At 67.2% G+C, this 23,386-nt stretch carries 20 protein-coding genes and 1 tRNA gene; 13 read left to right on the plus strand and 8 right to left on the minus strand.

Annotated elements, in window-relative coordinates; all coding sequences use genetic code 11:
• Positions 1-56: 56 nt before the first annotated feature.
• A complete protein-coding gene (locus tag ACQP0C_RS06640; protein WP_433731543.1) occupies positions 57-632 on the plus strand; it encodes a TerD family protein in 576 nt (191 codons plus the stop codon).
• Here the strand turns inward: ACQP0C_RS06640 and ACQP0C_RS06645 are convergent.
• The 6 genes from ACQP0C_RS06645 to ACQP0C_RS06670 all read right to left on the minus strand — a co-directional run bounded on the left by ACQP0C_RS06645 (position 614) and on the right by ACQP0C_RS06670 (position 8,277).
• Positions 614-1,528 carry a putative PEP-binding protein gene (locus ACQP0C_RS06645; RefSeq protein ID WP_433731545.1) on the minus strand — a complete coding sequence of 305 codons (915 nt, stop codon included), beginning with the start codon at positions 1,526-1,528 and terminating at the stop codon, positions 614-616. The two genes, ACQP0C_RS06640 and ACQP0C_RS06645, sit on opposite strands and share 19 nt — an antisense overlap.
• 406 nt (positions 1,529-1,934) lie before the next feature.
• Entirely contained in the window at positions 1,935-3,341 is a 1,407-nt protein-coding gene (locus tag ACQP0C_RS06650) for an MATE family efflux transporter (RefSeq protein WP_433731547.1), read from the minus strand.
• A gap of 163 nt (positions 3,342-3,504) precedes the next feature.
• Positions 3,505-4,539 carry a PLP-dependent cysteine synthase family protein gene (locus ACQP0C_RS06655; RefSeq protein WP_433731549.1) on the minus strand — a complete coding sequence of 345 codons (1,035 nt, stop codon included), beginning with the start codon at positions 4,537-4,539 and terminating at the stop codon, positions 3,505-3,507.
• Between the two features lie 51 nt (positions 4,540-4,590).
• Positions 4,591-6,111, minus strand: a complete 1,521-nt coding sequence (locus ACQP0C_RS06660) for a Y4yA family PLP-dependent enzyme (protein ID WP_433731552.1) — start codon at positions 6,109-6,111, stop codon at positions 4,591-4,593.
• A complete protein-coding gene (locus ACQP0C_RS06665; protein WP_433731554.1) occupies positions 6,102-7,112 on the minus strand; it encodes an ornithine cyclodeaminase family protein in 1,011 nt (336 codons plus the stop codon). Before ACQP0C_RS06665 ends, ACQP0C_RS06660 begins: the two co-directional genes overlap by 10 nt.
• On the minus strand, positions 7,084-8,277 hold the full coding sequence (locus ACQP0C_RS06670) for a TauD/TfdA family dioxygenase (protein ID WP_433731556.1): 1,194 nt from the start codon (positions 8,275-8,277) through the stop codon (positions 7,084-7,086). Before ACQP0C_RS06670 ends, ACQP0C_RS06665 begins: the two co-directional genes overlap by 29 nt.
• 314 nt (positions 8,278-8,591) lie before the next feature.
• Between ACQP0C_RS06670 and ACQP0C_RS06675 the strand changes: the two genes are divergently transcribed.
• The 9 genes from ACQP0C_RS06675 to ACQP0C_RS06715 all read left to right on the plus strand — a co-directional run bounded on the left by ACQP0C_RS06675 (position 8,592) and on the right by ACQP0C_RS06715 (position 18,276).
• Positions 8,592-10,109 carry an ABC transporter substrate-binding protein gene (locus tag ACQP0C_RS06675; protein WP_433731558.1) on the plus strand — a complete coding sequence of 506 codons (1,518 nt, stop codon included), beginning with the start codon at positions 8,592-8,594 and terminating at the stop codon, positions 10,107-10,109.
• The gene (locus ACQP0C_RS06680) at positions 10,109-11,032 is read left to right on the plus strand and encodes an ABC transporter permease (protein ID WP_433734457.1); all 924 of its coding nucleotides are present in this window, start codon (positions 10,109-10,111) and stop codon (positions 11,030-11,032) included. Before ACQP0C_RS06675 ends, ACQP0C_RS06680 begins: the two co-directional genes overlap by 1 nt.
• Positions 11,029-11,883 carry an ABC transporter permease gene (locus ACQP0C_RS06685; RefSeq protein WP_433731560.1) on the plus strand — a complete coding sequence of 285 codons (855 nt, stop codon included), beginning with the start codon at positions 11,029-11,031 and terminating at the stop codon, positions 11,881-11,883. The genes ACQP0C_RS06680 and ACQP0C_RS06685 overlap by 4 nt, the downstream gene beginning before the upstream one ends.
• A 2-nt stretch (positions 11,884-11,885) precedes the next feature.
• The gene (locus ACQP0C_RS06690; protein ID WP_433731562.1) at positions 11,886-13,664 is read left to right on the plus strand and encodes an ABC transporter ATP-binding protein; all 1,779 of its coding nucleotides are present in this window, start codon (positions 11,886-11,888) and stop codon (positions 13,662-13,664) included.
• A 244-nt stretch (positions 13,665-13,908) separates the two neighbouring features.
• Positions 13,909-14,598 (plus strand): lytic transglycosylase domain-containing protein, encoded by a 690-nt coding sequence (locus tag ACQP0C_RS06695; RefSeq protein WP_433734458.1) that lies wholly within the window; start codon positions 13,909-13,911, stop codon positions 14,596-14,598.
• A gap of 157 nt (positions 14,599-14,755) precedes the next feature.
• Positions 14,756-16,042 (plus strand): phosphopyruvate hydratase, encoded by a 1,287-nt coding sequence (eno, locus tag ACQP0C_RS06700; protein ID WP_433731564.1) that lies wholly within the window; start codon positions 14,756-14,758, stop codon positions 16,040-16,042.
• A 101-nt stretch (positions 16,043-16,143) separates the two neighbouring features.
• Positions 16,144-16,785, plus strand: a complete 642-nt coding sequence (locus ACQP0C_RS06705; RefSeq protein WP_433731566.1) for an FtsB family cell division protein — start codon at positions 16,144-16,146, stop codon at positions 16,783-16,785.
• Positions 16,782-17,336 (plus strand): DUF501 domain-containing protein, encoded by a 555-nt coding sequence (locus ACQP0C_RS06710; protein ID WP_433731568.1) that lies wholly within the window; start codon positions 16,782-16,784, stop codon positions 17,334-17,336. The genes ACQP0C_RS06705 and ACQP0C_RS06710 overlap by 4 nt, the downstream gene beginning before the upstream one ends.
• The gene (locus tag ACQP0C_RS06715; RefSeq protein ID WP_433731570.1) at positions 17,329-18,276 is read left to right on the plus strand and encodes an exopolyphosphatase; all 948 of its coding nucleotides are present in this window, start codon (positions 17,329-17,331) and stop codon (positions 18,274-18,276) included. The genes ACQP0C_RS06710 and ACQP0C_RS06715 overlap by 8 nt, the downstream gene beginning before the upstream one ends.
• Positions 18,277-18,313: 37 nt before the next feature.
• Here the strand turns inward: ACQP0C_RS06715 and ACQP0C_RS06720 are convergent, their stop codons facing one another.
• Positions 18,314-19,135, minus strand: a complete 822-nt coding sequence (locus tag ACQP0C_RS06720) for a neutral zinc metallopeptidase (RefSeq protein WP_433731572.1) — start codon at positions 19,133-19,135, stop codon at positions 18,314-18,316.
• Between the two features lie 308 nt (positions 19,136-19,443).
• Here ACQP0C_RS06720 and ACQP0C_RS06725 point away from each other — a divergent pair, with 308 nt between their 5' ends.
• From ACQP0C_RS06725 to ACQP0C_RS06735, 3 genes are all read left to right on the plus strand, one after another.
• The gene (locus ACQP0C_RS06725; RefSeq protein WP_433731574.1) at positions 19,444-20,910 is read left to right on the plus strand and encodes a peptide MFS transporter; all 1,467 of its coding nucleotides are present in this window, start codon (positions 19,444-19,446) and stop codon (positions 20,908-20,910) included.
• Between the two features lie 43 nt (positions 20,911-20,953).
• The gene (locus ACQP0C_RS06730) at positions 20,954-22,477 is read left to right on the plus strand and encodes an amino acid permease (protein ID WP_433731576.1); all 1,524 of its coding nucleotides are present in this window, start codon (positions 20,954-20,956) and stop codon (positions 22,475-22,477) included.
• 145 nt (positions 22,478-22,622) lie between these two features.
• A tRNA-Leu gene (locus ACQP0C_RS06735) sits at positions 22,623-22,696 on the plus strand.
• Between the two features lie 377 nt (positions 22,697-23,073).
• Here the strand turns inward: ACQP0C_RS06735 and ACQP0C_RS06740 are convergent.
• Positions 23,074-23,238 carry an SDR family oxidoreductase gene (locus ACQP0C_RS06740; RefSeq protein WP_433731578.1) on the minus strand — a complete coding sequence of 55 codons (165 nt, stop codon included), beginning with the start codon at positions 23,236-23,238 and terminating at the stop codon, positions 23,074-23,076.
• Positions 23,239-23,386 lie beyond the last annotated feature (148 nt).

Below are 23,386 nucleotides of genomic sequence, written 5' to 3' on the forward strand. Positions count from 1 at the left end.
AGAGTAATAATCGTGAAGGTGAAAGGCGGCGCGAACGCGTCGAATGGAAGGGGATCATGAGCGTCACATTGGCCAAAGGCGGAAATGTCTCGCTGTCGAAGCAGGCGGCCAACCTCACCAAGGTAGCGGTGGGTCTGGGCTGGGATGTGCGAACGACCACCGGGGCCGACTACGACCTCGATGCGAGTGCGCTCGCCACCGGGTCGAATCAGCGGGTGCTCTCCGATCAGCACTTCGTGTTCTATAACAATCTGCGCTCGCCCGAGGGCACGATCGAGCACACCGGTGACAATCTCACCGGCGAGGGCGAAGGCGATGACGAGGTGATCAATGTCGACCTGGCGGCGACGCCACCGGCGATCACCAATATCTTCTTTCCGGTCTCCATTCACGACGCCGATGCGCGGGGACAGTCGTTCGGGCAGATCCGCAATGCCTACATTCGCGTGGTGGACGCGACCACGGGCGCCGAGCTGGCCCGGTACGACCTCACCGAGGATGCGTCCACCGAGACCGCCATGGTGTTCGGGGAGTTGTACCGGTACGGCAACGAGTGGAAGTTCCGCGCCATCGGTCAGGGATATGCCTCCGGACTCGCGGGTATCGCCCGCGATTACGGCGTCAACGTCTGATAGGCCTGCGGGTGGTCGGGATCGGAGCCGGCCGCCCGCTCGGCCTCGAACACCGCGATCGCGGCGCGGGTCTTGCGCTTGATCGCTTGCAGCACATCCAGATCCGGCAGCTCGGCGAACTGGTCACCCAGCAGTTCGGGGAGGTCGGAGTAGTGCAGTACGCATTCGTCGACGCCGAGGTTGGCACAGGCCGCGACCAGGTCCGGATGCAGATAGCCCGCCACCGCGGTCCGCACGCCCGCGGCCGCGGCCACCATGGTGACCCGTTCGATCGCGCGCAGCAGCGGCGGAACGGGGCGCACCGGTCGCAGTGTGGCGCGGTCTTGGCCGAGTAACAGCGAGGACAGATCGTTGCAGCCGATCACCACTCGTGACACCCCGGTGGTGACAACGCGATCGACCTCGAGCAGCAGTGACGGGATCTCGATCATGGTGGCCATCGGGCACTCGCCGATAACGGCCCTGGTTTGCTCGATGGCCCACTGCAATTCGTCGACATAGGTGACGAAGGGGAACAGCACGCCGATATCCGCGCCCTCGTCGCGCACCTGCGCGATGCCCTCGAGTTCCGCGACGAATGCGTCGGGAAAGCGGCGGGCCCGGCGAATGCCGCGCAGGCCGAGAAGTTTGTTCGGCTCGATGATGATCTCTTCGACGCCGTCGAGGATGTTGCATTCGGCGGTATCGGCCTCCATGGTGCGATACCAGATGGTTCCGGTCGCGCGTTTGGCGATATGGCGCAGATAGGGCACCAGATAACCCGAAACGGATTCGGGCGTCGGGTATTTCCCGGCGGCGCGGAATACGTACTCGCCGCGCACCATGCCGACGCCGTCGAAATGGTCCAGCAGTTCAGCGGAGACCCGCTCACAACTCAATGCCAGGCTCTGCCGCATTCCGGCACGCTATCAGGTTGCTGCGCAACACTTTCCGCCGCCCATCCAAAAGCCTCGTAGCTGCACCCCTTGTCGGGATCCGCACCCGTGCGGGGCCGTCGTAAGTGCTGCAAACCCCGAGAAAAGTGCGGTATTTCGCGTGAGCGCGGGCGTGCGCGATAGCGGGGCGGCGGCGCTGGCGGTGAGTGGTCGAGAGTCGCAGCACTGTCGGGTCCACACCGGTGGCTACGCCTACAAAGGGGGAGGGATGCCGAGAAAAGTGAGGTATTTCGCGCGAGCGCGGGTGTGCGTGATGGTGCGCCGTGCGTGGCGGGCGCGCCGCGGGCGGTCACGAGTCGCACCCGTGGTCGGGGTCCGGCACCGGCGGTGCGGACCCCGACCACGGGCGCGGACTTCGATGGGGCCCTCAGGTGGGGGTGGGCAGGGATTGGGGGAGGGGATGGGGGCGAGCTTGTTCGGCGGTGTCGAGCAGGGTGAAGTAGCGGCGGAGCATGAGGGCGGCGGTGGTGGCCAGGCCCGCGGTCAGGCCCCACCAGACCCCAGCGGCGCCGAGGCCGAGGGGGAAGGCGAGCAGGAGGGCGGTGGGCAGGCCGACGAGCCAGTAGCCGACCAGGGACAGCCGGAAGCCCGCCTTGGTCTCCTTCAGACCGCGCAGCAGGCCGGTGCCGATGTTCTGTGCGGCATCGAAGAATTGGAGCACGATGCCGATGAGCAGCAGCGAGCGGGCCAATTCGATCGTCGCGGTGTCACCGGGTTCGAGGAAGGGGCCCAGCACGAGCTTGGGCGCGACGATATAGACCACGCCGGTGACCGCGGCGACAATGCCCGCATGCTGCAGTGCCAGCCAGGCCGATGCGCGGGCGTGGCCGTATTCGTCGCGGGCGACGGCATGGCTGACCAGGATGGACGCGCCGTGGGACAGGCCGATCGCGATCTGGAAGACGATGTAGATGATCTGGTAGACGACATTGTGTGCGGCCAGGGCGGCCGGTCCGATACTGCCCATCACCAGGGCGAGCACCGAGAACATGCCCGCCTCGGAACCGTAGGTGAGTGCGATCGGCGTGCCGAGCTTCAATTCGGCCCGGATGGTCGGGGTGTGCACCGGCCATGGCCGCAGCGGCAGGGTGGTGCCGAGTTCGGCATCGGCGCGCACCATCGCCAGGAAGCTGCCGAAGGTGAGCAGGAAGACCAGTGAGGTCGCGATGCCGATGCCGGTCAGCCCCAGCGCGGGCAGCCCGGCCCAGCCGTGGATGAAGGCAAGGGCCAGTACGAGATTCAGCGCCACCGAGCCAAGGGTGACCACAAGCAGCGCCTGTGGGCGTTGCATGCCGACGGTGTACTGGCGCAGCACCTGGAACCACAGGCAGGGCAGCAGTCCCGGCGCGAGGGCGATCATCAGCGGTCGCGCATCGGCCAGCACCCCGGCGTCCTGACCGAGCCATTGCAGCGCCCAGCCGAGTCCGACCAGCACCGCACCACCGATGATTCCGGCGACGGTGGCGATCAGGAAGCTCGACCGCACGATGTCGCGAACCTCCCGATCCGCGGACTCGCCACGCTTACCCGCCGCACTCACCGAGCCCGCGATCTGATTACCGGTCCCGGTGATCAGCCCGACGCACATGGTGCGAATCTGGTTGAACAGCACCATCGCCAGCCCACCCGCCGCGACCGCACGCACACCGAGCGTGCCCATCAGCGCGATATTCGTGGTGGACACGGCGATCTGCGCCAACTGCGTCAGCGCGATCGGCGCCGCCAACGCCGTGAGCTGCCGTCCGTCGGCACGGAACGCGGATAGATTCACCATTCGAACTCCATCGGACGAATCTCGGAACCGATCGTCACGGGCTGCCTCCCGACTCCTAAGTGCGTGATGGTCATTTCAGGAGAACGGCGCATTGCGCAACCGTTGCCGATCGCATCCGGTGCCATCCCGATGGCCCCGCATCCGAGCGCGGCGCGCGTGTCCGTCATCGCACCTCGACCAGTTGCCGTTGGCGCGCGGCCGGAGCGTAGCGGTGGAGCATCTCGAGCACTTCGCGTTCGGCGGCGGCGTCGAGGAGGTCGCGCTCGCTCATCCAGTCGTCGTCGAACACGGTATCCAGGTACTTCTCGCCGCCGTCGCAGACGAGGGTGACCACGGTCGAGCCGGGCGGGAAGTCTTCGAGACGGGTCAGCGCGGCGTGCACGGAGCCGCCCGCGGAGCCGCCGATCATCAGTCCGAGTTCGGCCGCGACGGCGCGGGCGGTGGCGAAGGCCGCGATATCGGAAACTTTGACGCCCTCGTCGAGCAGCGAGTAGTCGACGGCGGTGCCGATGGTGGCACCGGGCGGGGTGCCGGTGCCGGACTGCCAGTAGGGGCCGCCCGGCCCGCCGAACGCGATCGAGCCGACGGGTTCCACGCCGACCACCCGCGGAGTGCAGCCGAGTTGGCGCAGGCGGGTCGCGGTGCCGAACAGCGAACCTCCGGTGCCCACCGCGGAGAGCAGGATATCGACGCGTTCCACATCCTCCAGCAACTCCTCGGCGACGGCGTAGTAGCCGACCGCATTGGCGTCATTGTTGTGCTGTTCGGTGAAGTACGCGTCCGATTGCGCGGCGGCCATCGCCTCGGCCAGGTCCTCCCGCGCCGAGGTGGCCAGGTTGTCGTCGCCCTCATCGGCGACGAATACCAGTTCCGCACCCATTGCCCGCATCGCGCGCAGCTTGTCATTACATGCGTGGTGATCGACCACGGCGGTAAAGCGATACCCACGTTCGGCAGCTACTACCGCGAGGCCGAGCCCGGTGTTCCCCGATGTCGACTCGATAATATGCCCGCCAACGCTCAGCAAACCTCGGCGCTCGGCATCGTCCACCATGGCGCGCGCCATCCTGATCTTGGCCGCACCCGTCGGATTGAACTGCTCGAGCTTGAGCAGCAGCCGGGTGCCGGTCGCGGTGGTCGCCAGTTCGAACAGCGGGGTGCGGCCGATCAGATCCGTCACGCGCGTGACGAGCGGCATGGAGGTCTCCTCGTTCGGGGCTGTAAGGGTGTGGGTTGGCAGGGTGCCGGATCATCCGGCGTCGAGGGTCCAGCGGAGCCGATCGCCGGTGTCGTGCAGGACCACCTTCGGCGGAATCGGCAGTTCGTGAAATGCCGACTCATTCGAATCCATTTGGTAACCGGCGGTATTCGGGTAGATCAGCAGATCGCCGACCTCGGCCCGCCGCGGCAGCGGGATGCGCCGCCAGCTGAGCATGTCGGATTCCAGACAGCTGGCCGCCCCGACGCAGGTCGGGGTGGGCTCGCCGGGGCGCGGCGGCCACAGTATCGGATCGGGCAGATACTCGCTGTCGAACCACTGCTCGGACAGGCTCAGACTGGTGCCGTCCACGGTGAGCAATTGGTAAGGGTGCCCGTCGGCGTGGCGGGTTTTGCTGCCCTGTACCCGGAACACGGTGGATCCGGCCTGGTCGAGCAGTGCTCGGCCGGGCTCGATGGCGAGCCGGATGTCGTTGTCGCGCAACCGCGTTGCCAAAGCGTTGTGCTCCAGAATCGCGGTCAGCATGGCCGGGCCGGGCGCGGGGAAGTGGTAGGGGTAGTACGAGTCGAAGGACTTGCCCGCGTGAAACCATTGCCGGTTCGCGCATTCGGTGAATTCGGACCAGGCCGTGGCCGCGACATAGTCGACGCCGAATCCGCCACCGATGGAGATGGTGTCGGCCGGATGTCCGAGGGTGCGCGCGTCCAGGCAGCGGGCGATCAGGTCGTCGGCCTGTTCGGCGCGGGCGATCGCGTCGTATCCGGAGAGATGGAAGCTGAAGCCCTGCAGGCGAATCGATTCGTGACCGACCGTGCCGGAAGCGCCGATCATCGAGGTCGCGCGGTCCAGTTCGTCCGCGGTCATGCCGAATCGGCTGGCCGATCCAGTGGGCAGCACCCGGAGCAGTACGCGGGCCGCCGCGGCCGGAGTGCTGAATGCGGCCAATCGTTCGAGCTCGCCGAGACTGTCCATCGCGATCACTGCGCCGTGCCGGACCGCCAGCCACAGCAGATCATCGGATTTGGCGGGTCCGGTCACCATCAGCTCGTCACCGCGAATACCCTGCGACAGCGCCGCCGTCAGCTCACCGACGCTCGAAACATCCACGCCCGCACCATTTTCGGCGCAGGCACGGGCAACGCAGGCCGCCTTGTTCGCCTTCTTGCCGTAGTAGACCGCGCCATCCACCCCGGCCCGCTCGAACGCCTGCCGGAATCCGTTGATATTCATCGCGACTCGCGCCGGGGACATGACATGGAACGGTCCGCCGATCGCAAAGGCGATATCGCCGAGCAGATTCGGATCGGCGAGTAACCGGCGCTCCCAGTTATCGGTGTGCGCGGGCAGCGGGGTCGCGCAGATGTTCAGCAGTGCCCGCACCGTTGCCAGCACGGCCGGATCCGCGGATCCGGTTGTCTTCGTGGGGTGATCGTCCAGCTTGATCTTGTCGCGGGTCGAGCCGTCGTCGAACAGCAGCGTCCCGTCGGGTTCGGCGGTGCCGAGGGTGGGCACCGTCTTGTCGAACTCGACGGCGCTGATGTCTAGTCCCATAGGGGCACCTCCGTGCCGCGTCCCTCGGCAATGGCCCGTTCGGCGAGTGCGTGCGCGACGGCGATATCGGTGAGCACCAACCCGCTGTTGTAGACGAAGATCCGTTCGTCGTCGGAGCGCCGGGCGATCGCGTGGCGGGTGAGGATCTGCGGCAGCTCGGCATCGACCGGTCGCAGCCTGCCGTCGGGGCCGACCATATCGGTGCCGGTCAGCGTCATTTGCTCAGCGCTGGTCGCGACGACGCGATCGGCGTCGACCAGTGTGGAGGGCGCCAGTCCGTAGCCGACGAGTACGACGGTCGATCCCGGTGCGAGATCCTCGGATTCGATCGCGACCTCGGTGCCCGGCCCCGCGGTCGCCAGCACCACATCGGCGGCGCCGGCCGCCGCGCGCGGATCCTCGACGGTCTCCAGCAGCGCGTGCGGATTGTATGCGGCGAGATAGTCGCGCACCGCCGTCAGGCCCTCGGGATGGGTGCCATAGAGCATCAGCTTGCGCAGCTGCGGATTGGCGGCGAGCAAGTGCGGCAGGGCATTTCGGCCCTGAGTGCCGGTACCGATCAGCAGTACGCTCTCCGCGCCGCGGCGCGCGGTCTCGCGCACGAGCAGCGCCGAAACCGCGGGGGTGCGCAGCGCGCCGACCCTGGCGCAGTCCATCATCGCGATCGGCGCGCCGGTGGTGTCGTCATAGAGCGTGATGGTCGTGTAGTAGCGCTTGGTGCTCCGGTCGTGGCCGGGATCGAATTTGTAGGAGGTCTTCATCGCGACCACGCGGCGGCGGCCGTCGCGCCCGAGCATGGCATAGGCCACCGACCAGCCATCCGGATTCGCCACGCTGAGTTTGCGCGGATTATCCGAATCGCCTGCGGCAAAGGCGAGATACGCCTCCTCCACCGCGCGCACCACATCGGCGGGCGTGATGGGCACGTCCGCGAGGTCGCTGCGGCTCAGCACGCGCAGTGGTGTGCTCCGGTCACGAGTGCTCAACGGTTCCTCGATCATGTTGTGTCGTATCCAGCCTCACTGCGGTCCGGGCGGTGGCCCGGGCCGGTACACCAGCGCTCGCGGGCGGGTTGCTCACCGCTCGGAACGGGGCGACGATCCGTTGCCCATAACCATCTTCGTCGGCCTCGGCGGCCCGCCGTTGTCGTTCGGGCAGGCGGATATTGACGCGCTTGAGCCAGCGATCGGTGCCGTCGTAGCGCGCGGTGAACGGTACCCGACCGTGCACCGCGACGTCGTTGTCCACCAATAGGAGTTCGCCAGGGGCGAGCGCGGCGGTTACGCAGACGCGCTCTAGCTCCGCGGTGAGGCGCGCATAGGCCAGCCGGAATTCCGCGTCGGCATCGGCGAGCGGGGTGTATGCCGGATCGTAGCGCAGCGTCAAATCCGCAGTGTCATCGGTTGATTCGGCATTCCACAGGGTCGGCAGCGGGGTGGCGCGGTAGCGCTCGTGGCCGGTGCCGTAGGAGACGTCGGGCAGGATCGGCAGCGTCGGCGCGCGCAGTAGTCGGCGCTCGTCCGCGGAGAGCTCGGTCCGGCGCACCGAGGAGACGGTGGTGCCGACCTGGTCCGGGTTGCGCAGGCACGCCAGCATCAGCAGATTGGCCCGGTCCGGGTGGAATGCGTCCTCGGTATGCGGGCTGAGCAGGGTTTTACTGCTCGCACCCGACTGTTCGTGCTCGTGGCCGGGGGAGGGCAGGATGTTGTTGACCAGACGTCCGCCCTGCTGGCCCCGCCAGCCGAACGGTTCACCCGCGCTGCGGGCGAGCAGCAGCATGACGACATCGAGTTCGAATGAGCTCGCGCGACGTTCGGCGTCACCGCTCCAGCGGGCCGCCTCGACCCAACTCGGCGGTGTCGGGCCGAATTCGGCATCGGTCAACGGCACTGCGCCGACGATGGTGGCACCGGCGGCGGTGGCGGGCGGGCGTATGGCGACGCGCACCGCACCGGGCAACTCGCCGACGCGGGCATCGATTTGCTCGAGCAATGCCGGATCGGTCAGCGTGCGCGCGGTATCCGCGGCGGCATCGGGCCGGGAGTCGAATGTGATACATATCTCACGGGCGAGCGCGCGTACCGCATATCCGGCGGCGGTCGGCAGCTCGCGGCGTTCGATTTCCAGTGGGTGAAGCGTCTTACGTTCGGATAGAACGCCTTTCACCAGGAATCCCTTCTTCGCATCGGTCGAAAAGTGGGGTTGTGACGATTCGATCTGCGAAGCTAGCGCCTCTGGATTACTTAAGCAAGCCTTACCTAAGCGAGTCGGGAAAAATAGCAAGCGCGCATGACTGAGGTTAAGGCTCGATGTTGCTGGTTGTGGCTAATTTGCGGCATCGATCTCGGGGTGGCGCCTGAGTCTTGCGGCGGAGCAAAGTCCAACGACTGGAACACTCTTAGGCTAGCCTGTCCTAGCTCGATTGGCTACGGTTTTGCGATCGCGCGCTGGTAACTCGAATGCTCGAGGAGGGCGGCACCATGGAATGGAATCGACGACAACTCCTGCGATCGGGTTTGGGCGTCGGCGCGGTGCTGTTGGTCGCGGCGTGCTCGGACGGCGGCGATTCCGGCGGGCCCGCGCGTCGCGGTGGCACCCTGCGGGTCGGTGCGCTCGGCAGTGCGGCGCGCATCGAACGCGATCCGCACGCGAATCTCAGCAATGACAGCGACTTCCTTATCACCTCGCTGGTGTACGACGCACTCACGGTACCGGGCGCCGACCCGAATGTTGCTGCGCGCCTTTCCAACCGGTGGGAATCCGATGCGCAGCGTCGCCGCTGGAGCTTCGGCATTGCCGACGGTGCGACCTTCCATGACGGAACCCCGGTGACCTCCGAGGATGTGGTGTGGTCGCTGCGCAGGCTGCGCACCGTCGGCGGTGCGTCGAAAATGCCTGCCGCCGTGGAGGACATCACCGCCGACGGCCCGAACCGGGTGGTGATCGCGCTGCCCGAGTCGAATTCCCAACTGCCGCTGCTGGTTCGGCTGATGACCTTCACCGTCAAGAAGGACACCACCGATTTCACCAAGGCCATCGGCACCGGCCCGTTCCGGTTGGAGTCCTATCAGGACGGCAATGCTCGGCTGGTGCGCAATGACCGCTGGCACGGTCCGGTACCGCTGCTGGATGCCATCGAGGTGACCATGTTCGACAGCGTGACGTCGCTGGGGAATGCGGTGCTCGGCGGGCAGATCGATCTGGCGTCCAATGTCGGTGCGATCGCGGGACGCACCGCCGATGGGCGCGGTGATCTGCGAGTGGTGCGGCGGCCGAACGACACCATGGTCGGGGTCGCGATGCGTACCTCCGACGGGCCGTTCGCCGATGCTCGGGTGCGCGAGGCGGTTCGGTTGGGCGTCGATCGCAAGGCCCTGGTCGATCGGGTGCATTCGGGTTACGGCACGGTCGCCAACGATATCCTCGGCACCGGTGATCCGTTGTACGACAACACCATTGCGCAGCGGTCCCGCGATGTGGATCGGGCGAAGACGCTGCTGCGCGAGGCCGGGTTCGATACCGGTCGCGGGTACCAGCTGCTCACCAAAGCCGAGGCGCCCGGTGAGGTCGAATCGGCGAAGGTGATCGCCACCCAGTTGGCCGATATCGGACTGCGGCTCGATGTCGTGACCCAGGAGCCGAACACCTTCTACGACCAGACCTGGTTGAAGGCACCGCTGTACACGGTCTCCTGGGGCACCAATGATTCCGCGCTGTTCTTCGCGACCAAGCTGATGTCCTCGGGCTCCAATCGCAACGAAACCGCGTTCAAGGATTCCGAATTCGATGCGGCTACAATTAAAGCCCTTGCCGCGCCGAGTGATTCAGAGTACGCGACGGCTTGTCGCGAGGTGCAACGGATCGAATACACCCGCGGTGGCTACCTGGTCTGGGGCATGGCCGACGGCATCGATATTGCCGCGTCCCGGGTGCGCGATGTGCCCACGCTCGGCGGCTTCGCCAGGGTCCAGTTGGAACGGGCCTGGCTCGCGCAGTGATGTCCTTCGCCCGACTCCTCATCCGGCGCGTCATCCTGTTGATCGCGCTGCTGGCGACGGTGTTCGCGGCCGTCGACCTGCTGCCGGGCAATACCGCTCGTGCGGTACTGGGCCGTGACGCGACCGCGGAGCGGATCGCGGCGAAGGAACACGAACTGGGATTGGATCGTCCGCTGCCGGTGCGGTTCGTCGAGTGGCTATCCGGTGTGGCGACCGGCGATTTCGGCCGGACGGCGCGTGGCCGATCGATCAATGAGCTACTGGCCGATAAGTTCCCGCCGACGCTGCTGCTCGGTGGGATCGCCTTCCTGGTAACAGTGATGGCATCGCTGCTGCTCGGCGGCTGGTGGGCGGCTCGGCAGGGTGCGTCGACCCGGTTCCTGCAGCCGACTACCACTGCGGCCGCGGCGATTCCGGAGTTCGTCATCGCGACGTTGTTGATCCTGGTGTTCTCCTTGGGTGCGGGATGGCTGCCCGCCGTCACCATTACCGGCCGCTCGGGCCTCCCGGCCAGCCCCGACATGCTGGTGCTGCCGGTGCTCGCGCTGGCGATACCGCAGATCGGCTGGAACACCAGGGTCGTGCGCGCGGCCCTGCTGGATGCCGCTCGTGCGCCGCATGTGGAAAGTGCTGTGCTGGAAGGGCTTTCGACCACAACGGTACTGACCCGGCATGTACTGCCGTTCGCGCTGCCGACCATCGTGGCGAGTTTCGCGACCACGGTCGGCATGCTGCTCGGTGGTGCGCTGGTGGTCGAGACCATCTTCAACTATCCGGGACTCGGTGCGGTGCTGGCGAGTTCGGTGGCCGATCGGGATACCTCGCTGATCGCCGCGGTGGTCGCGCTGACCGGTGTGGTCATCATGGCGATGTTGGCGGCGGCGGACGGCATTCGGGCTTGGGCGTCGCGAGGGCGGATATGACGAAAATTCGGCTGCTCACCGTGCTGCCCGCGCTGCTGGTGGTGGTTGCCGCCGCGCTCGGGCCGACCCTGGCGACTCGGCCCGCCGAGCAGGCGGTCGGCATTCCGTTCGCCGGGCCCGGTGCGGATGCCCCGCTGGGGACGGATCGAATCGGACGCGATGTTCTCACTCAATTGCTTTATGGCGGTTGGGGTCTGCTGGTGCTTGCGGCGGTGATCGCGGTCGCGGTGACGGCACTGTCCTGCGTGCTCGGCACCGTCGCGGTGCTGCGTCCTCGGGTCGGTGGGGTGATCGAAGGTGCCGCCGACTTCGCGATCCTGATCCCGGCCGTCCTCGGCATCCTGCTGGTGCTGACCTCTTGGCCGGACGCAGGCGTGTACGGCTTGATCGTGGTGGCGCTGCTCTTCGGAATACCTTACTGTGCAAGGGTTTTCGCGGCCGCCGCAGCGGGCGTGGCTGCTACCGGCTATGTCGAAGCCGCGCAAGCCAGCGGCGAAACCCTGCCGCATCTGGTGTTCCGCGAGGTGATCCCGAATCTGCGCGAAGTGCTGGCCGCTCAACTCGGCCTGCGGTTCGTCGAGGGTGTCTATGTGGTCAGCACCGCTTCATTTCTGCAACTGCCGACCACGCTCGGCGCGAGCAACTGGGCGGTCATGGTGCGCGAGAACGCCTCCGGCATGCTTCTCAACCCCTGGTCGGTGCTGGCCCCGAGCCTGGCGATCGCGGTGGTCGCGGTCAGTGTGAATATCGCGGTCACGAGCTTCGAACAGCGACGGCCCGGCGCGCCTCGACGATGGGCTACCCGGCGGACGCGCGGGGCAGACGCCGTCCCCGATGCACTGGAAGGATGAGGATGAGTGACCCTGTCGTCGTCGACGCGCTGACCGTGCGCGGTTCGAATGGTCAGGAGTTGTTCGGGCCCACCACATTCCGGATCGCCGCGGGCACGGTCACCGCACTGACCGGTCCCTCCGGATCGGGCAAGACCACGTTGATGCGCGCATTGCTCGGGTACCTGCCGTCGGGAGCCATTCGCGCCGCGGGTTCGGCCACCGTCGCGGGGCGCGATGTGTTCGCGCTGAACCCCGCTGCACTGCAACGGTTCCGGCGTGCGAACATCGCCTATGTCGGACAGGATCCCGGCTCCGCGCTCAACCCGTTGATGCGGGTGCGCACCCTGCTCGATGAGGTGAGCCATCCGGAGGCGGCCGTATCCGAAACCCTGGAGCTGGTCGGCCTGTCCGCCGAACACCTGCGCCGCCGCCCCGGCGAACTCTCCGGCGGTCAGCAGCGCCGAGTCGCGCTCGCCCGCGCCCTGGTCCGCCGCACCGGAATACTCATCCTCGATGAACCGCTCGCCGGTCTGCACGGCGCCCTGCGCACCGAAATCGCCCGCCTGCTAGCCGATATCGCCGCCGAGCGCGCAGCGGCCATCCTGCTCTCCGGCCATGACACGGCGACCACGCACGCCATCGCGGATGACGTGGTCGAACTCGGCGCGACCGGTGGCGGCGTTATTGGTCCGATCCGTTCGGCAGTGTCGACCCCGCCGCAGCCGAACGGGATCGGCGCTTCGTCCGACGATCGTGTCGAGCTGTCGGCGCCACGACGCCCTGCGCTCGATACCTCGCTGGACCTGCCTGCCGACCTTGCGCAGCGTATCGGGGACGCGGTGCTCACCGCCGCCTCGACGGCGGTGCACCAGCGAGCTGGTTCGCCGAGTCAGGCGGATGCGGCGGCGCAGCGGTCTCCGATGTGCGACACGAAGGCGGAATCCGAGCCGGTGGCATCGGCCGGATCTGACGTCGCAGTGGTTCGGTCGGGCGCTGTCGAAGTGCTCGAGCGGCCCGACCCGGATGCACACGATGCGGCGATGGTGCGGTCCGCAGATAGTCCGGAACCCCTGCTGCGCGCCCGGGATATCGGCGCATCGATCGACGGGCACCAGGTGCTGGCGGGTATCGATCTCGTGCTGTCCGGCGGCTCGGCGCTCGCGGTTGCCGGAGCTTCCGGGGCGGGCAAGACCACTCTCGCACGGGTGATCGCCGGTCTGCACCATGCGGCGACCGGCTCACTGGAACTCGGCGGTGCGCCGATCCCGGTCGGTCCTCGCCGCCGAACTTGCCACGGCCGCCATGGCATTCAACTGGTCACGCAGCATCCGCGGTCCGCGCTCAATCCACGCCGAACCGTCGCGCAGACGCTCGGCCGCCCACTGCGCCGCATCGGCGGAGTGCCGAAACGACTACTGGCGCAACGCGTTATCGATCTGCTCGATTCGGTCGAACTCGCGCCGGAATTGGCGGCCCGCTATCCCCACGAGCTCTCCGGCGGCCAGCGTCAGCGGGTGGCGCTGGCCAGGGCGCTCGCGGCCGAGCCGGCGGTCCTGGTCTGCGATGAGATCACCTCCGCCCTGGACCACAACACCGCCGTCGCCATCATGACGCTGCTCGACCGCATCCGCGCCGAACACGGCACCGGCCTACTCGTCATCACCCACGACATGGCCCTGGTCACCGGCCACTGCTCGGACGTCATCGTCCTCGATCACGGCCGCATCGTCGAATCCGGTGCGGCGACAACGGTGCTCACCACTGCGGCGCATACCGCGACTCGTGAACTTCTCGGTTAGGTGCCGCGCGCCGCACAGCATATGCGTGATGCGCGTCAGGTATGCGAGGACATTTCGCGACCACTCCAACGGCGATTTGCTCGGTACTCTCGGATCACGAGCGCGTGACGGCTGGGCATGCGCCATCGGAGGGGGAGGCAATATGGTGCTCGGCTTGTCGCGACGCTTGTTTCGCAGGGGTGGTCGTTCGGATCTGGATGATGGAGGGGTGCTCGCGAAGCTGATCGGCGTATCGGCCGCCGCAATGGTGACCCTCGTGCTCGCCGGTTGCGGCGCCGAACGCGCGCTGCCGCCCATTCCCGCGGGCATCCCGCCCGGTCCCGGTACGCCACTGCCGGTGATCGACTTGGACGCCCCCGGCCGTACCGCCGTGCAATTACGCGACTGGGCCGCGGAGCAATCCGACGAACTCGGCATTCCGAGCGTCGCGCTGGAGGCCTACGGCTATGCCGCGGCGATCATGGGCAGGTCCCGGCCCGATTGCGGGATCGCGTGGACCACCATTGCGGGAATCGCCAGCGTGGAGAGTAAGCACGGCACCCATCGCGGTTCGGCGGTCGATGCCGACGGCACCGTGCGCCCGTCGATCATCGGCATACCGCTGGACGGTTCGCCGGGTGTGGCGCTGGTCAAGGACACCGATGGCGGCAAGCTCGACGGCGATCCGGACTACGACAGGGCCCTCGGCCCACTGCAATTCATTCCGGAGACCTGGAAGCGCTGGGGTGTCGATGCCAACGGCGACGGCATTGCCGACCCGCAGAACATCGATGACGCCGCCCTCACCGCGGCCCGATATCTGTGTGCGAGCGGCGGCGACCTGACCTCCGAGCGCGGCTGGCAGCAAGCGCTATTGACCTATAACCAATCCAATGCGTATCTGCTGACGGTCCGCGATCGCGCGGCCGCGTACAGCGTCGGACGCCGGGCATGATCACCCGTTGGATGAAACGACGGGCGATCCCCACGACGATGCGACGGGATTCGTCGGAGTGCCGGTTACCTCGCAATCGCCGAGGACGCTAGGCTCGCAAGCGCACGGCCCTTCCCGTCAGACCTACCGTGCCAGCAGCCGAAGGAGTGTCGTTTTCGTGGCCATCATCGAACAGGTCGGAGCTCGCGAGATCCTGGATTCTCGTGGAAACCCCACCGTCGAGGTCGAGATCGCCCTCGACGACGGCACCCTGACCCGGGCTGCCGTGCCTTCGGGCGCTTCCACCGGCGAGCACGAGGCCGTCGAACTGCGCGATGGTGGTGAGCGCTACGGCGGTAAGGGTGTGCGCAAGGCCGTCGAGGGTGTCCTCGATGAGGTCGCGCCGGCCGTGATCGGACTCGACGCGGTCGAGCAGCGCACCGTCGACCAGGTCCTGCTGGATCTGGACGGCACTCCGGACAAGTCGCGCCTGGGCGCCAACGCCCTGCTCGGTGTCTCGCTCGCCGTGGCCCGCGCCGCCGCCGAATCCTCGGGTCTCGAGCTGTTCCGCTACCTGGGTGGCCCGAACGCGCATGTGCTTCCGGTGCCGATGATGAACATCCTCAACGGTGGCGCGCACGCGGACAGCGGCGTCGACGTCCAGGAGTTCATGGTCGCCCCGATCGGCGCACCGACGTTCAAGGAATCGCTGCGCTGGGGTGCGGAGGTGTACCACGCGCTCAAGTCGGTGCTGAAGGCCAAGGGCCTGTCCACCGGTCTCGGTGACGAGGGTGGCTTCGCGCCGTCGGTCGGTGGCACCAAGGAAGCCCTCGACCTGATCGGCGTCGCCATCGCGAAGACCGGTCTGAAGCTCGGCACCGATGTCGCGCTCGCGCTCGATGTCGCCGCGACCGAGTTCTACACCGCGGGCAGTGGTTACAAGTTCGAGGGCAGCGTGCGCTCGGCCGCCGATATGGCGCAGTTCTACGCCGAACTCCTCGCCGCCTATCCGCTGGTCTCCATCGAGGACCCGCTGTCGGAGGACGACTGGGACGGCTGGATCGCGCTGACCGATCAGATCGGCGACAAGGTGCAGCTCGTCGGTGACGACCTGTTCGTCACCAACCCGGAGCGTCTGGAGGAGGGCATCACCAAGGGCGCGGCCAACGCGCTGTTGGTGAAGGTCAACCAGATCGGCACGCTCACCGAGACCCTCGATGCCGTCGAACTCGCGCACCGCAACGGCTACAAGACGATGATGAGCCACCGGTCCGGCGAGACCGAGGACACCACCATCGCCGATCTCGCCGTAGCGGTGGGCAGCGGCCAGATCAAGACCGGTGCTCCCGCGCGCAGCGAGCGCGTCGCCAAGTACAACCAGCTGCTGCGCATCGAGGACGCGCTCGGCGATTCCGCACGGTACGCGGGCGACGTCGCGTTCCCGCGGTTCGCGTTCGAGGGCTAATCGATCGCGGTGCGCGCGATGGGCCCGGAGGCGGCAGCCTGCTCGACCACGAGGGGCCCGGGAGCACCGCAATTGGCTACAGGTAGATACAGGGTGACGGTATGACAGAGCGACGTGCGCGCGGATCCAGTCCGGCCGGACGTGGGAACCGCCGCACGTCGCGCTCTGCCAGATCGCGCCCGTCAGCCGAATCTCCGGCGGCCGCGCCGAAGCGGACGACCCGCAGGCGCTCCGAACCCGCCGAGAAGAAGGCCGAGTCGCGGCGAACAAAATCGCGCGTCGCCGAGCACGATCGCACCATCCTGGGTCTCTCGACCGGTAGGGCGGTCATCCTGGCCATTGTGGTGTGCGCCCTGGCGCTGACCCTGGCCGTGCCGCTGCGCACCTACTTCACCCAGCGCGCAGAGGCCGCACACCTCGCGCAAGAGCGCATCGAACTCGAGGCCGATCTCGCCAAGTTGCGCGATCGCCGGGCCCAGCAACAGGATCCGGCCTACGTCCGGTCCGAGGCCAGAGACCGGTTGCGGCTGGTCATGCCGGGCGAGACGCCCTATATCGTGCAGGTGCCCGGAATCGAAGCGCCCGCGCCACCCGCCGCGCCGACCCAGTCGAAGGCGCCCGAGCCCTGGTACACCGAGCTGTGGCGCAGTATCTCCCAACCGCAGCAGGCCCCGGCGGCGCCCGCGGCCGCACCGGCCGGGCCGCCTGCCGAGCCGACTCCAGCACCGGAAGGACCGAGGTGACCGCACCGACCGACCGTGATCTCGAGATCATCGCCGAACAGCTCGGGCGCGCACCGCGCGGTGTACTCGCCGTCGCCTACCGCACCCCCGACGGGCTGCCAGCGGTGGTGAAGACCGCTCCGCGCCTGCCCGACGGCACCCCCTTCCCGACCCTGTACTACCTGACCGATCCGCGGCTCACCGCCGAGGCGAGTCGTCAGGAATCCGCTGGCGTCATGCGGGAAATGACCGAACGCCTGGCCACCGACCCGGAATTGGCCGCCGCCTACCGCGCCGCGCACGAGAGCTATCTGGCCGAACGCGATGCCATCGAGTCGCTCGGCACCGATTTCACCGGTGGCGGGATGCCGGAGCGGGTGAAATGCTTGCATGTGCTGATCGCGCACGCGCTGGCCAAGGGCCCCGGCGTCAATCCGTTCGGCGATGAAGCGGTAGCGATGGCGGCCGATCATGGCTTGCGCGGCACCGCGATTCCCGCCGATTGGCCGAAGTACGAGCGGCCCCACCCGCCAGCCGACGGGCACGAAAACGAGCGGAGCGACAATGAGTGACCGGGTAGCGGCCGTGGATTGCGGCACCAACTCCATCCGACTATTGATCGCCGATGTGCTCGGCGACGGCCGACTGGCGGATGTGCACCGCGAGATGCGCATCGTGCGACTCGGCCAGGGTGTGGACGCGACCGGTGCGCTCGCACCGGAGGCCATCGAGCGCACCAGGATCGCGCTCGCCGACTATGCCGCGATGATGCGGGAGGCGGGCGTCGGCCGGGTGCGGATGGTCGCGACCTCGGCCACCCGCGATGCCGCGAACCGTGAGGACTTCTTCGCCATGGCCCGCGCCGAACTCGGCACCGTGGTGCCGGGCGCGGAGGCCGAGGTGATCACCGGCGACGAGGAGGCGCGGCTGTCGTTCACCGGCGCCGTCGGCGAATTGGCCAGCGACGCTGGACCTTTTGTCGTCGTCGATCTGGGTGGCGGTTCCACCGAGCTGGTGGTCGGCGATAGCGACGGCGTGCGGGCCGCGTTCTCCGCCGATATCGGCTGCGTCCGCATTACCGAGCGGTGCCTGCCCGGAAATCCGCCGACCGCCGAACAGGTCGCCGCCGCACGGGAATTCGCCACCGAACGACTATCCGAGGCCTTCGACAAGGTACCCGTCGACGGTGTGCACACCTGGGTCGGTGTCGCGGGCACCATGACCACGCTCGCCGCCATCGCCCTCGATCTGCCCGAATACGATTCGGAGCGGGTCCATCTCACCAGCCTGACCCTGGACCAGGTCCGCGAGGTCTGCGACCGCCTGATCGGCATGAACCACGACGAGCGTGCGGCCCTCGGCCCCATGCATCCGGGCCGCGTCGACGTGATCGGCGGCGGCGCCGTCATCACCGAGGTGCTCGCCTACGAATTGTCCCGCCGCACCGACATATGCGCCCTCATCGTCAGCGAACACGACATCCTCGACGGCATCGCCATGTCCATCGCCTGAGGCATTGCCGGTGACCCGTGCGGTCGATCGGATTCGTTCACTCCACCTCCTCCGGCGTTGCTGCCCAGGTATTGCACGACGAGGTCGAGGCGCTGCGGTAGCCGGTTTCGACCCAGCGCCTGCTGTTCGTGCCGGTGCCGTGGGCCGGATCCTCCGCGACATCGGATTGGATATCGATCAGCTCGGCGACCCCGCTCGGCGTCATCATCCCGCCGGATTGCGCCGCGGCCAACATCACTCCGGCCAGACACTGGGCCTGTAGTTCGATGCGTCGGCTGAGTTCGAGTCCGACCGGTGACCGTTCGCCCGCGCTGTCGATATCCCGGTCGGCCATGCGCAGGATGCCGGTGGAGGACTGCAGGTGGTGGCCGTATTCGTGCATTACCACGAACAGCAGGTAGGGCTCGAGCAGCGAGCCCCAGCCCTGATGGATCGGATCGTCGGTGGGCCAGTACACACTGCCGCCGCAATAGAACGCGGCATCGGTCGGTCGGACCTGTTTCGAGCAGCCGGATATCACGCTGTCCACCACGACGAGCTCCAGTGGCGCGACGGACATACCGGCGGAACGCAGGGGCGAGGCCCAGACCCTGGCAAGGCAGTTCAGCGCGGTCTGCACGAACTGCCGCTGGCCCGACGCGCTCATCTCGACCGGCGGCAGCTCGCACTGCAGCGGTGCCAACCGCAGATCGGCGTGCAGGGTATTGGCCGTGAGCGGGGGCTCCTGCGCCGACTCGACGACGAGATCGGTTCGCTCGTCGTCCACCGCGGATACCGGCGCGCATCCGGTGCCGAGCAGCGACACCAGCGTGACGATCGCGGTGAGGAACAGTGCCGCGTGCGCGCTCGAGTGCTTCATCAGGTTCCCCCGTCCAGCCAACAAACGAGGGTTCCCCGTCCAGCGAGGCGCACTTTACCGGGAAGTTCCGGTGGCTTCTCGTCGAGCGTTGTCGATAATGAGTTAGGTCACGGAACCGGGCCGACGAATATTCGACATTGCCTCGAATTCGCTAGCTGGACCCTTTGGTCGGGTAGTTCCACGATGTTCCGGCCCGGCAGCGATTTGCTATGACCCGCAGCACAGGCGGGTTGCGAGGCATCGCGCATGAACAGGGAAACTTTGTTCAGGATGCCGGAAATTCTCTGCCCATATGGGATGGTCTCAGCATGTCCGACGCGGCAATGATGGAGCAACCGATCAGGGAGCGGACCCTGTTCGGTCACCCCATCGGCTTGACCAACCTGTTCGGAGTCGAGCTCTGGGAACGCTTCTCGTTCTACGGGATGCTCACCATCCTCGGGTACTACCTCTACTACTCGACGACCGAAGGTGGACTCGGTCTGCCACAGAGCACCGGGGTCGGGATCGTCGGCGCCTACGGCGGGCTGGTGTATCTGTCCACGGTGCTCGGTGGGTGGGTCGCCGACCGGCTGATCGGCATGGAGCGCACCGTCTTCTACGGCGGCGTCGTGGTGATGGCCGGACATATCGCGCTGGCGATCCTGCCGGGACTGACCGGTGTCGGGGTCGGGTTGGTCCTGGTCGCGCTCGGCAGCGGCGGACTGAAGGCCAATGCGTCTTCGCTGCTCGGCACCCTCTACCGGCCGGGTGATCCGCGCTTCGACGGTGGGTTCACGCTGTTCTATCTCGGCATCAACCTCGGCGCGTTCACCGGACCGCTGCTGACCGGTCTGCTGCAGCGGCATTGGGGCTTCCACTATGGCTTCGGCGCGGCCGCGGTCGGTATGGCGGTCGGGCTCACCCAGTACGTGGTGTTCCGGCGCAATCTCGGCACCGCGGGCCGACATGTGCCCAATCCGCTGCCGCGCGCCGCCGCCGGGCCGGTCGCTGGGATCGTGGCCGGTGCGGCCATCGTGATCGCGCTGGCACTGATCAGCGGGCTGGTGAATCTGGACAACCTCGCCGAGGTCACCACCGGTGTCATCATCGCCGCCGCGCTCGCCTACTTCGTGATCATGCTGACCAGCGCCAAGGTGACGCCGATCGAGCGCAGCCGGGTCCGCGCGTTCATTCCGCTGTTCATCGCGAACGCGGTCTTCTGGTCGCTGTTCCAGCAGATCTTCACCGTGCTCGCGGTCTACTCCGACGAGCGGATGAACTGGCGCATCTTCGGCTGGACCGCGCCGTCGAACTGGGTGGGCTCGGCCGAGCCGGTGTGGATCATCTGCCTATCGCCGCTGTTTGCGCTGATGTGGACCAAACTCGGCAACCGCGCGCCGAGCACACCGCGCAAATTCGCCCTCGGCGTCATCGGCATGGGCCTGGCGTTCTGGTTGTTCGTGCTGTTCTCGGGCAGCAGCGCAAAGTCCGTCCCGGCACTTGCGGTGCTGCTCATCATGGGTGCTTTCGCGGTTTCGGAGCTGCTGCTCTCACCGATCGGCCTCTCGGTGACCACCCAGCTGGCCCCCGAGGCGTTTCGCGCGCAGATGATGGCCCTGTACTTCTTCTCTGTTGGCATCGGCACGTCGATGTCCGGTACCTTGGCTCGGTTCTATGACGCGGAACACGAATTCGCTTACTTCGGTATCACCGGAGCGGTGGCGATCTGTGCCGGTTCGATCGTCGCGGCACTCACACCATGGGTGAGCCGACATATGGCCGGTGTGCACTGAACAAATCGGCGGAGAACCCGTCGTTCGACAGCAAGGAGATAGTGTGGCGACCCCAGGAACTCGATGGGGCGGTCTGTTCCGTACCAAATCGGTCGAGCAGTCCATTCGGGACACCGACGACCCCGATTCGAAACTGCGCAAGGACCTGACCGCCTGGGATCTCACCATCTTCGGTGTCGCCGTGGTCGTCGGTGCGGGCATCTTCACGCTCACTGCGCGGACCGCGGGCAATGTGGCCGGACCGTCGGTCTCCCTCGCGTTCGTCTTCGCCGCCATCGCCTGCGGTTTGACCGCGCTGTGCTACGCCGAATTCGCCTCGACCGTGCCGGTCGCGGGCAGCGCGTACACCTTCTCCTACGCCACCTTCGGTGAGCTCGTCGCCTGGATCATCGGCTGGGACCTGGTCCTGGAGTTCGCGCTCGCGGTTTCGGTGGTCGCCAAGGGCTGGTCGCAATACCTCGGTGAGGTGATGGGGTCGCATTCGCCGATCGTGCATCTGGGGTCGATCGACTTCGACTGGGGTGCGGTACTTCTCATCGCCGTGCTCGCGGTGCTGCTCGCGATCGGTACCAAGGTGTCTTCGCGCGTTTCGGCGGTGGCCGTCGCCATCAAGCTGAGCGTTATCGCGTTGGTGCTCGTGGTCGGCGCCACCTACTTCGACAAGTCGAATCTGACGCCATATATCCCGCCGTCGCAGTCGGGTGCCGAAGGGGACGGGCTGCGGCAGTCGCTGCTGTCCTACTTCACCGGCGCCGGGCACAGCACCTTCGGCTGGTACGGCCTGCTCGCCGCGGCCAGCCTGGTGTTCTTCGCGTTCATCGGCTTCGATGTGGTCGCGACCACCGCGGAGGAGACCAAGGATCCACAGCGCGCATTGCCCCGCGGCATCCTCGGCTCACTGCTCATCGTCACCATTCTCTACGTCGCGGTATCCCTGATCCTCACCGGAATGGTGCCCTATACCGCGCTGTCGGGCGATAAGGCAACGCTGGCAACGGCTTTCGCGCAGCACGGCGCCACCTGGACCAAGAACATCATCTCCATCGGCGCGCTCGCCGGACTCACCACGGTCGTCATGGTGATGTTCCTCGGGCAGACCCGCGTGCTGTTCGCGATGTCGCGCGACGGGCTGCTGCCGCGCCGCCTCGCACGCACCGGCAAGAAGGGCACACCGGTTCGGCTCACCGTGGTCGTCGGGATCGTCTGCGCCCTGCTCGCCGGTTTCGTGGATTTCGGCACCCTCGAAGAGATGGTCAATATCGGCACCCTGTTCGCCTTCGTACTGGTCGCCATCGGCGTGCTGATCCTGCGCCGCACCCGCCCCGAACTCCCCCGCGGCTTCCGCGTTCCACTGGTCCCGCTGATCCCGATCCTCGGTGTCCTGGCCTGCCTCTGGCTGATGCTCAACCTCTCGGTCGAGACCTGGCTGCGCTTCGTGGTCTGGATGGGACTGGGCCTGGTCGTCTACTTCGCCTATAGCCGCCGACACTCCGTCCTCGCCAACGCCCCGGAGCCGGACTCGGCCGACGGCCCGCCACCGTCGACCCAGATCACCGCGCGAGAGTAGCTGCCCCCCAAGCGAACTGCGCCCCGAGCGCCCGCAGCCCCAACCATCGATCCGCCCCGCCGCGAACACTCTGATGACACCGGATATGGACTTGCCTGCAGCGGGAATTCCGGTACGCCAGTACGAGTCGGTACGCTAGCCGGGCGCCCCTATAGCCCAATTGGCAGAGGCAGCAGACTTAAAATCTGCAAAGTGTCGGTTCGAGTCCGACTGGGGGCACGAGGTGACTGCGGCATGTCCCAGTAGATCCGCGCCTTGGAGCGGGAACTCGGCGTGAAACTGGACGCCGACCGGTCTGGTGCCCACTGTGGTCGGCCGCGCGTTCCTGCGGGAGGCGGAGGTCGCGGTGAGCGCGTCGCGGCGGGCGCAGGCCGGTGCCGATGAGCTGGTGGGCGAGCTGCTGGTCGCGGCGCAGATGGGGGCCTGGGCACGCGGCAGCTGCCGAGCACGCTGCGCCGCTTCTTGCCGGTGTTCCCGATCGTGTTCCAGCCCGTCCTCGTCGCGGTCCGGCGCGGGGCGGACCCGGCGGAGACGGCCCTGCTCGAACTCCTGCGTCAAAAGACCTGGCACAACTGACGTTCCGGATTCCGTCGGCGTCACCCCCGGGGGAATTCGCCGCCGTCCACGACGAGATTGCTCCCGGCCAGCCAACCAGCCCGGTCGGAAGCGAGGAACCGCACCGCCTGGGCGATGTCATCGGGGTGACCATCGTGCCCCAGCGACACAGCGGCGGTGTCGTTCTGGGCCGGCGCCGCGCCCACTGCTCCCGCGTTTGTTCGCCGCCGGGGTGGCGACTCTGCCCGGGGACACGGTGTCGACCCGGATTCCGAACGGGACAGCTCCAAAGCCGGTCCCCGGCTGTAGGTCTCCAGCGGCGCCTGGAGCTCGCTGTCGAGCCAGCGAATTGAG

This window comes from Nocardia sp. CA-129566, assembly GCF_050956075.1.
Classification (GTDB): Bacteria; Actinomycetota; Actinomycetes; order Mycobacteriales; family Mycobacteriaceae; genus Nocardia.

Excerpts from the sequence above, each read along its gene's own strand:
- ACQP0C_RS06640 (WP_433731543.1), top strand. The coding sequence starts at position 57 with ATGAGCGTCACATTGGCCAAAGGCGGAAATGTCTCGCTGTCGAAGCAG.
- ACQP0C_RS06645 (WP_433731545.1), bottom strand. The coding sequence starts at position 1,528 with ATGCGGCAGAGCCTGGCATTGAGTTGTGAGCGGGTCTCCGCTGAACTG.
- ACQP0C_RS06650 (WP_433731547.1), bottom strand. The coding sequence starts at position 3,341 with ATGGTGAATCTATCCGCGTTCCGTGCCGACGGACGGCAGCTCACGGCG.
- ACQP0C_RS06655 (WP_433731549.1), bottom strand. The coding sequence starts at position 4,539 with ATGCCGCTCGTCACGCGCGTGACGGATCTGATCGGCCGCACCCCGCTG.
- ACQP0C_RS06660 (WP_433731552.1), bottom strand. The coding sequence starts at position 6,111 with ATGGGACTAGACATCAGCGCCGTCGAGTTCGACAAGACGGTGCCCACC.
- ACQP0C_RS06665 (WP_433731554.1), bottom strand. The coding sequence starts at position 7,112 with ATGATCGAGGAACCGTTGAGCACTCGTGACCGGAGCACACCACTGCGC.
- ACQP0C_RS06675 (WP_433731558.1), top strand. The coding sequence starts at position 8,592 with ATGGAATGGAATCGACGACAACTCCTGCGATCGGGTTTGGGCGTCGGC.
- ACQP0C_RS06680 (WP_433734457.1), top strand. The coding sequence starts at position 10,109 with ATGTCCTTCGCCCGACTCCTCATCCGGCGCGTCATCCTGTTGATCGCG.
- ACQP0C_RS06685 (WP_433731560.1), top strand. The coding sequence starts at position 11,029 with ATGACGAAAATTCGGCTGCTCACCGTGCTGCCCGCGCTGCTGGTGGTG.
- ACQP0C_RS06690 (WP_433731562.1), top strand. The coding sequence starts at position 11,886 with ATGAGTGACCCTGTCGTCGTCGACGCGCTGACCGTGCGCGGTTCGAAT.
- ACQP0C_RS06695 (WP_433734458.1), top strand. The coding sequence starts at position 13,909 with ATGGTGACCCTCGTGCTCGCCGGTTGCGGCGCCGAACGCGCGCTGCCG.
- ACQP0C_RS06705 (WP_433731566.1), top strand. The coding sequence starts at position 16,144 with ATGACAGAGCGACGTGCGCGCGGATCCAGTCCGGCCGGACGTGGGAAC.
- ACQP0C_RS06715 (WP_433731570.1), top strand. The coding sequence starts at position 17,329 with ATGAGTGACCGGGTAGCGGCCGTGGATTGCGGCACCAACTCCATCCGA.
- ACQP0C_RS06720 (WP_433731572.1), bottom strand. The coding sequence starts at position 19,135 with ATGAAGCACTCGAGCGCGCACGCGGCACTGTTCCTCACCGCGATCGTC.
- ACQP0C_RS06725 (WP_433731574.1), top strand. The coding sequence starts at position 19,444 with ATGTCCGACGCGGCAATGATGGAGCAACCGATCAGGGAGCGGACCCTG.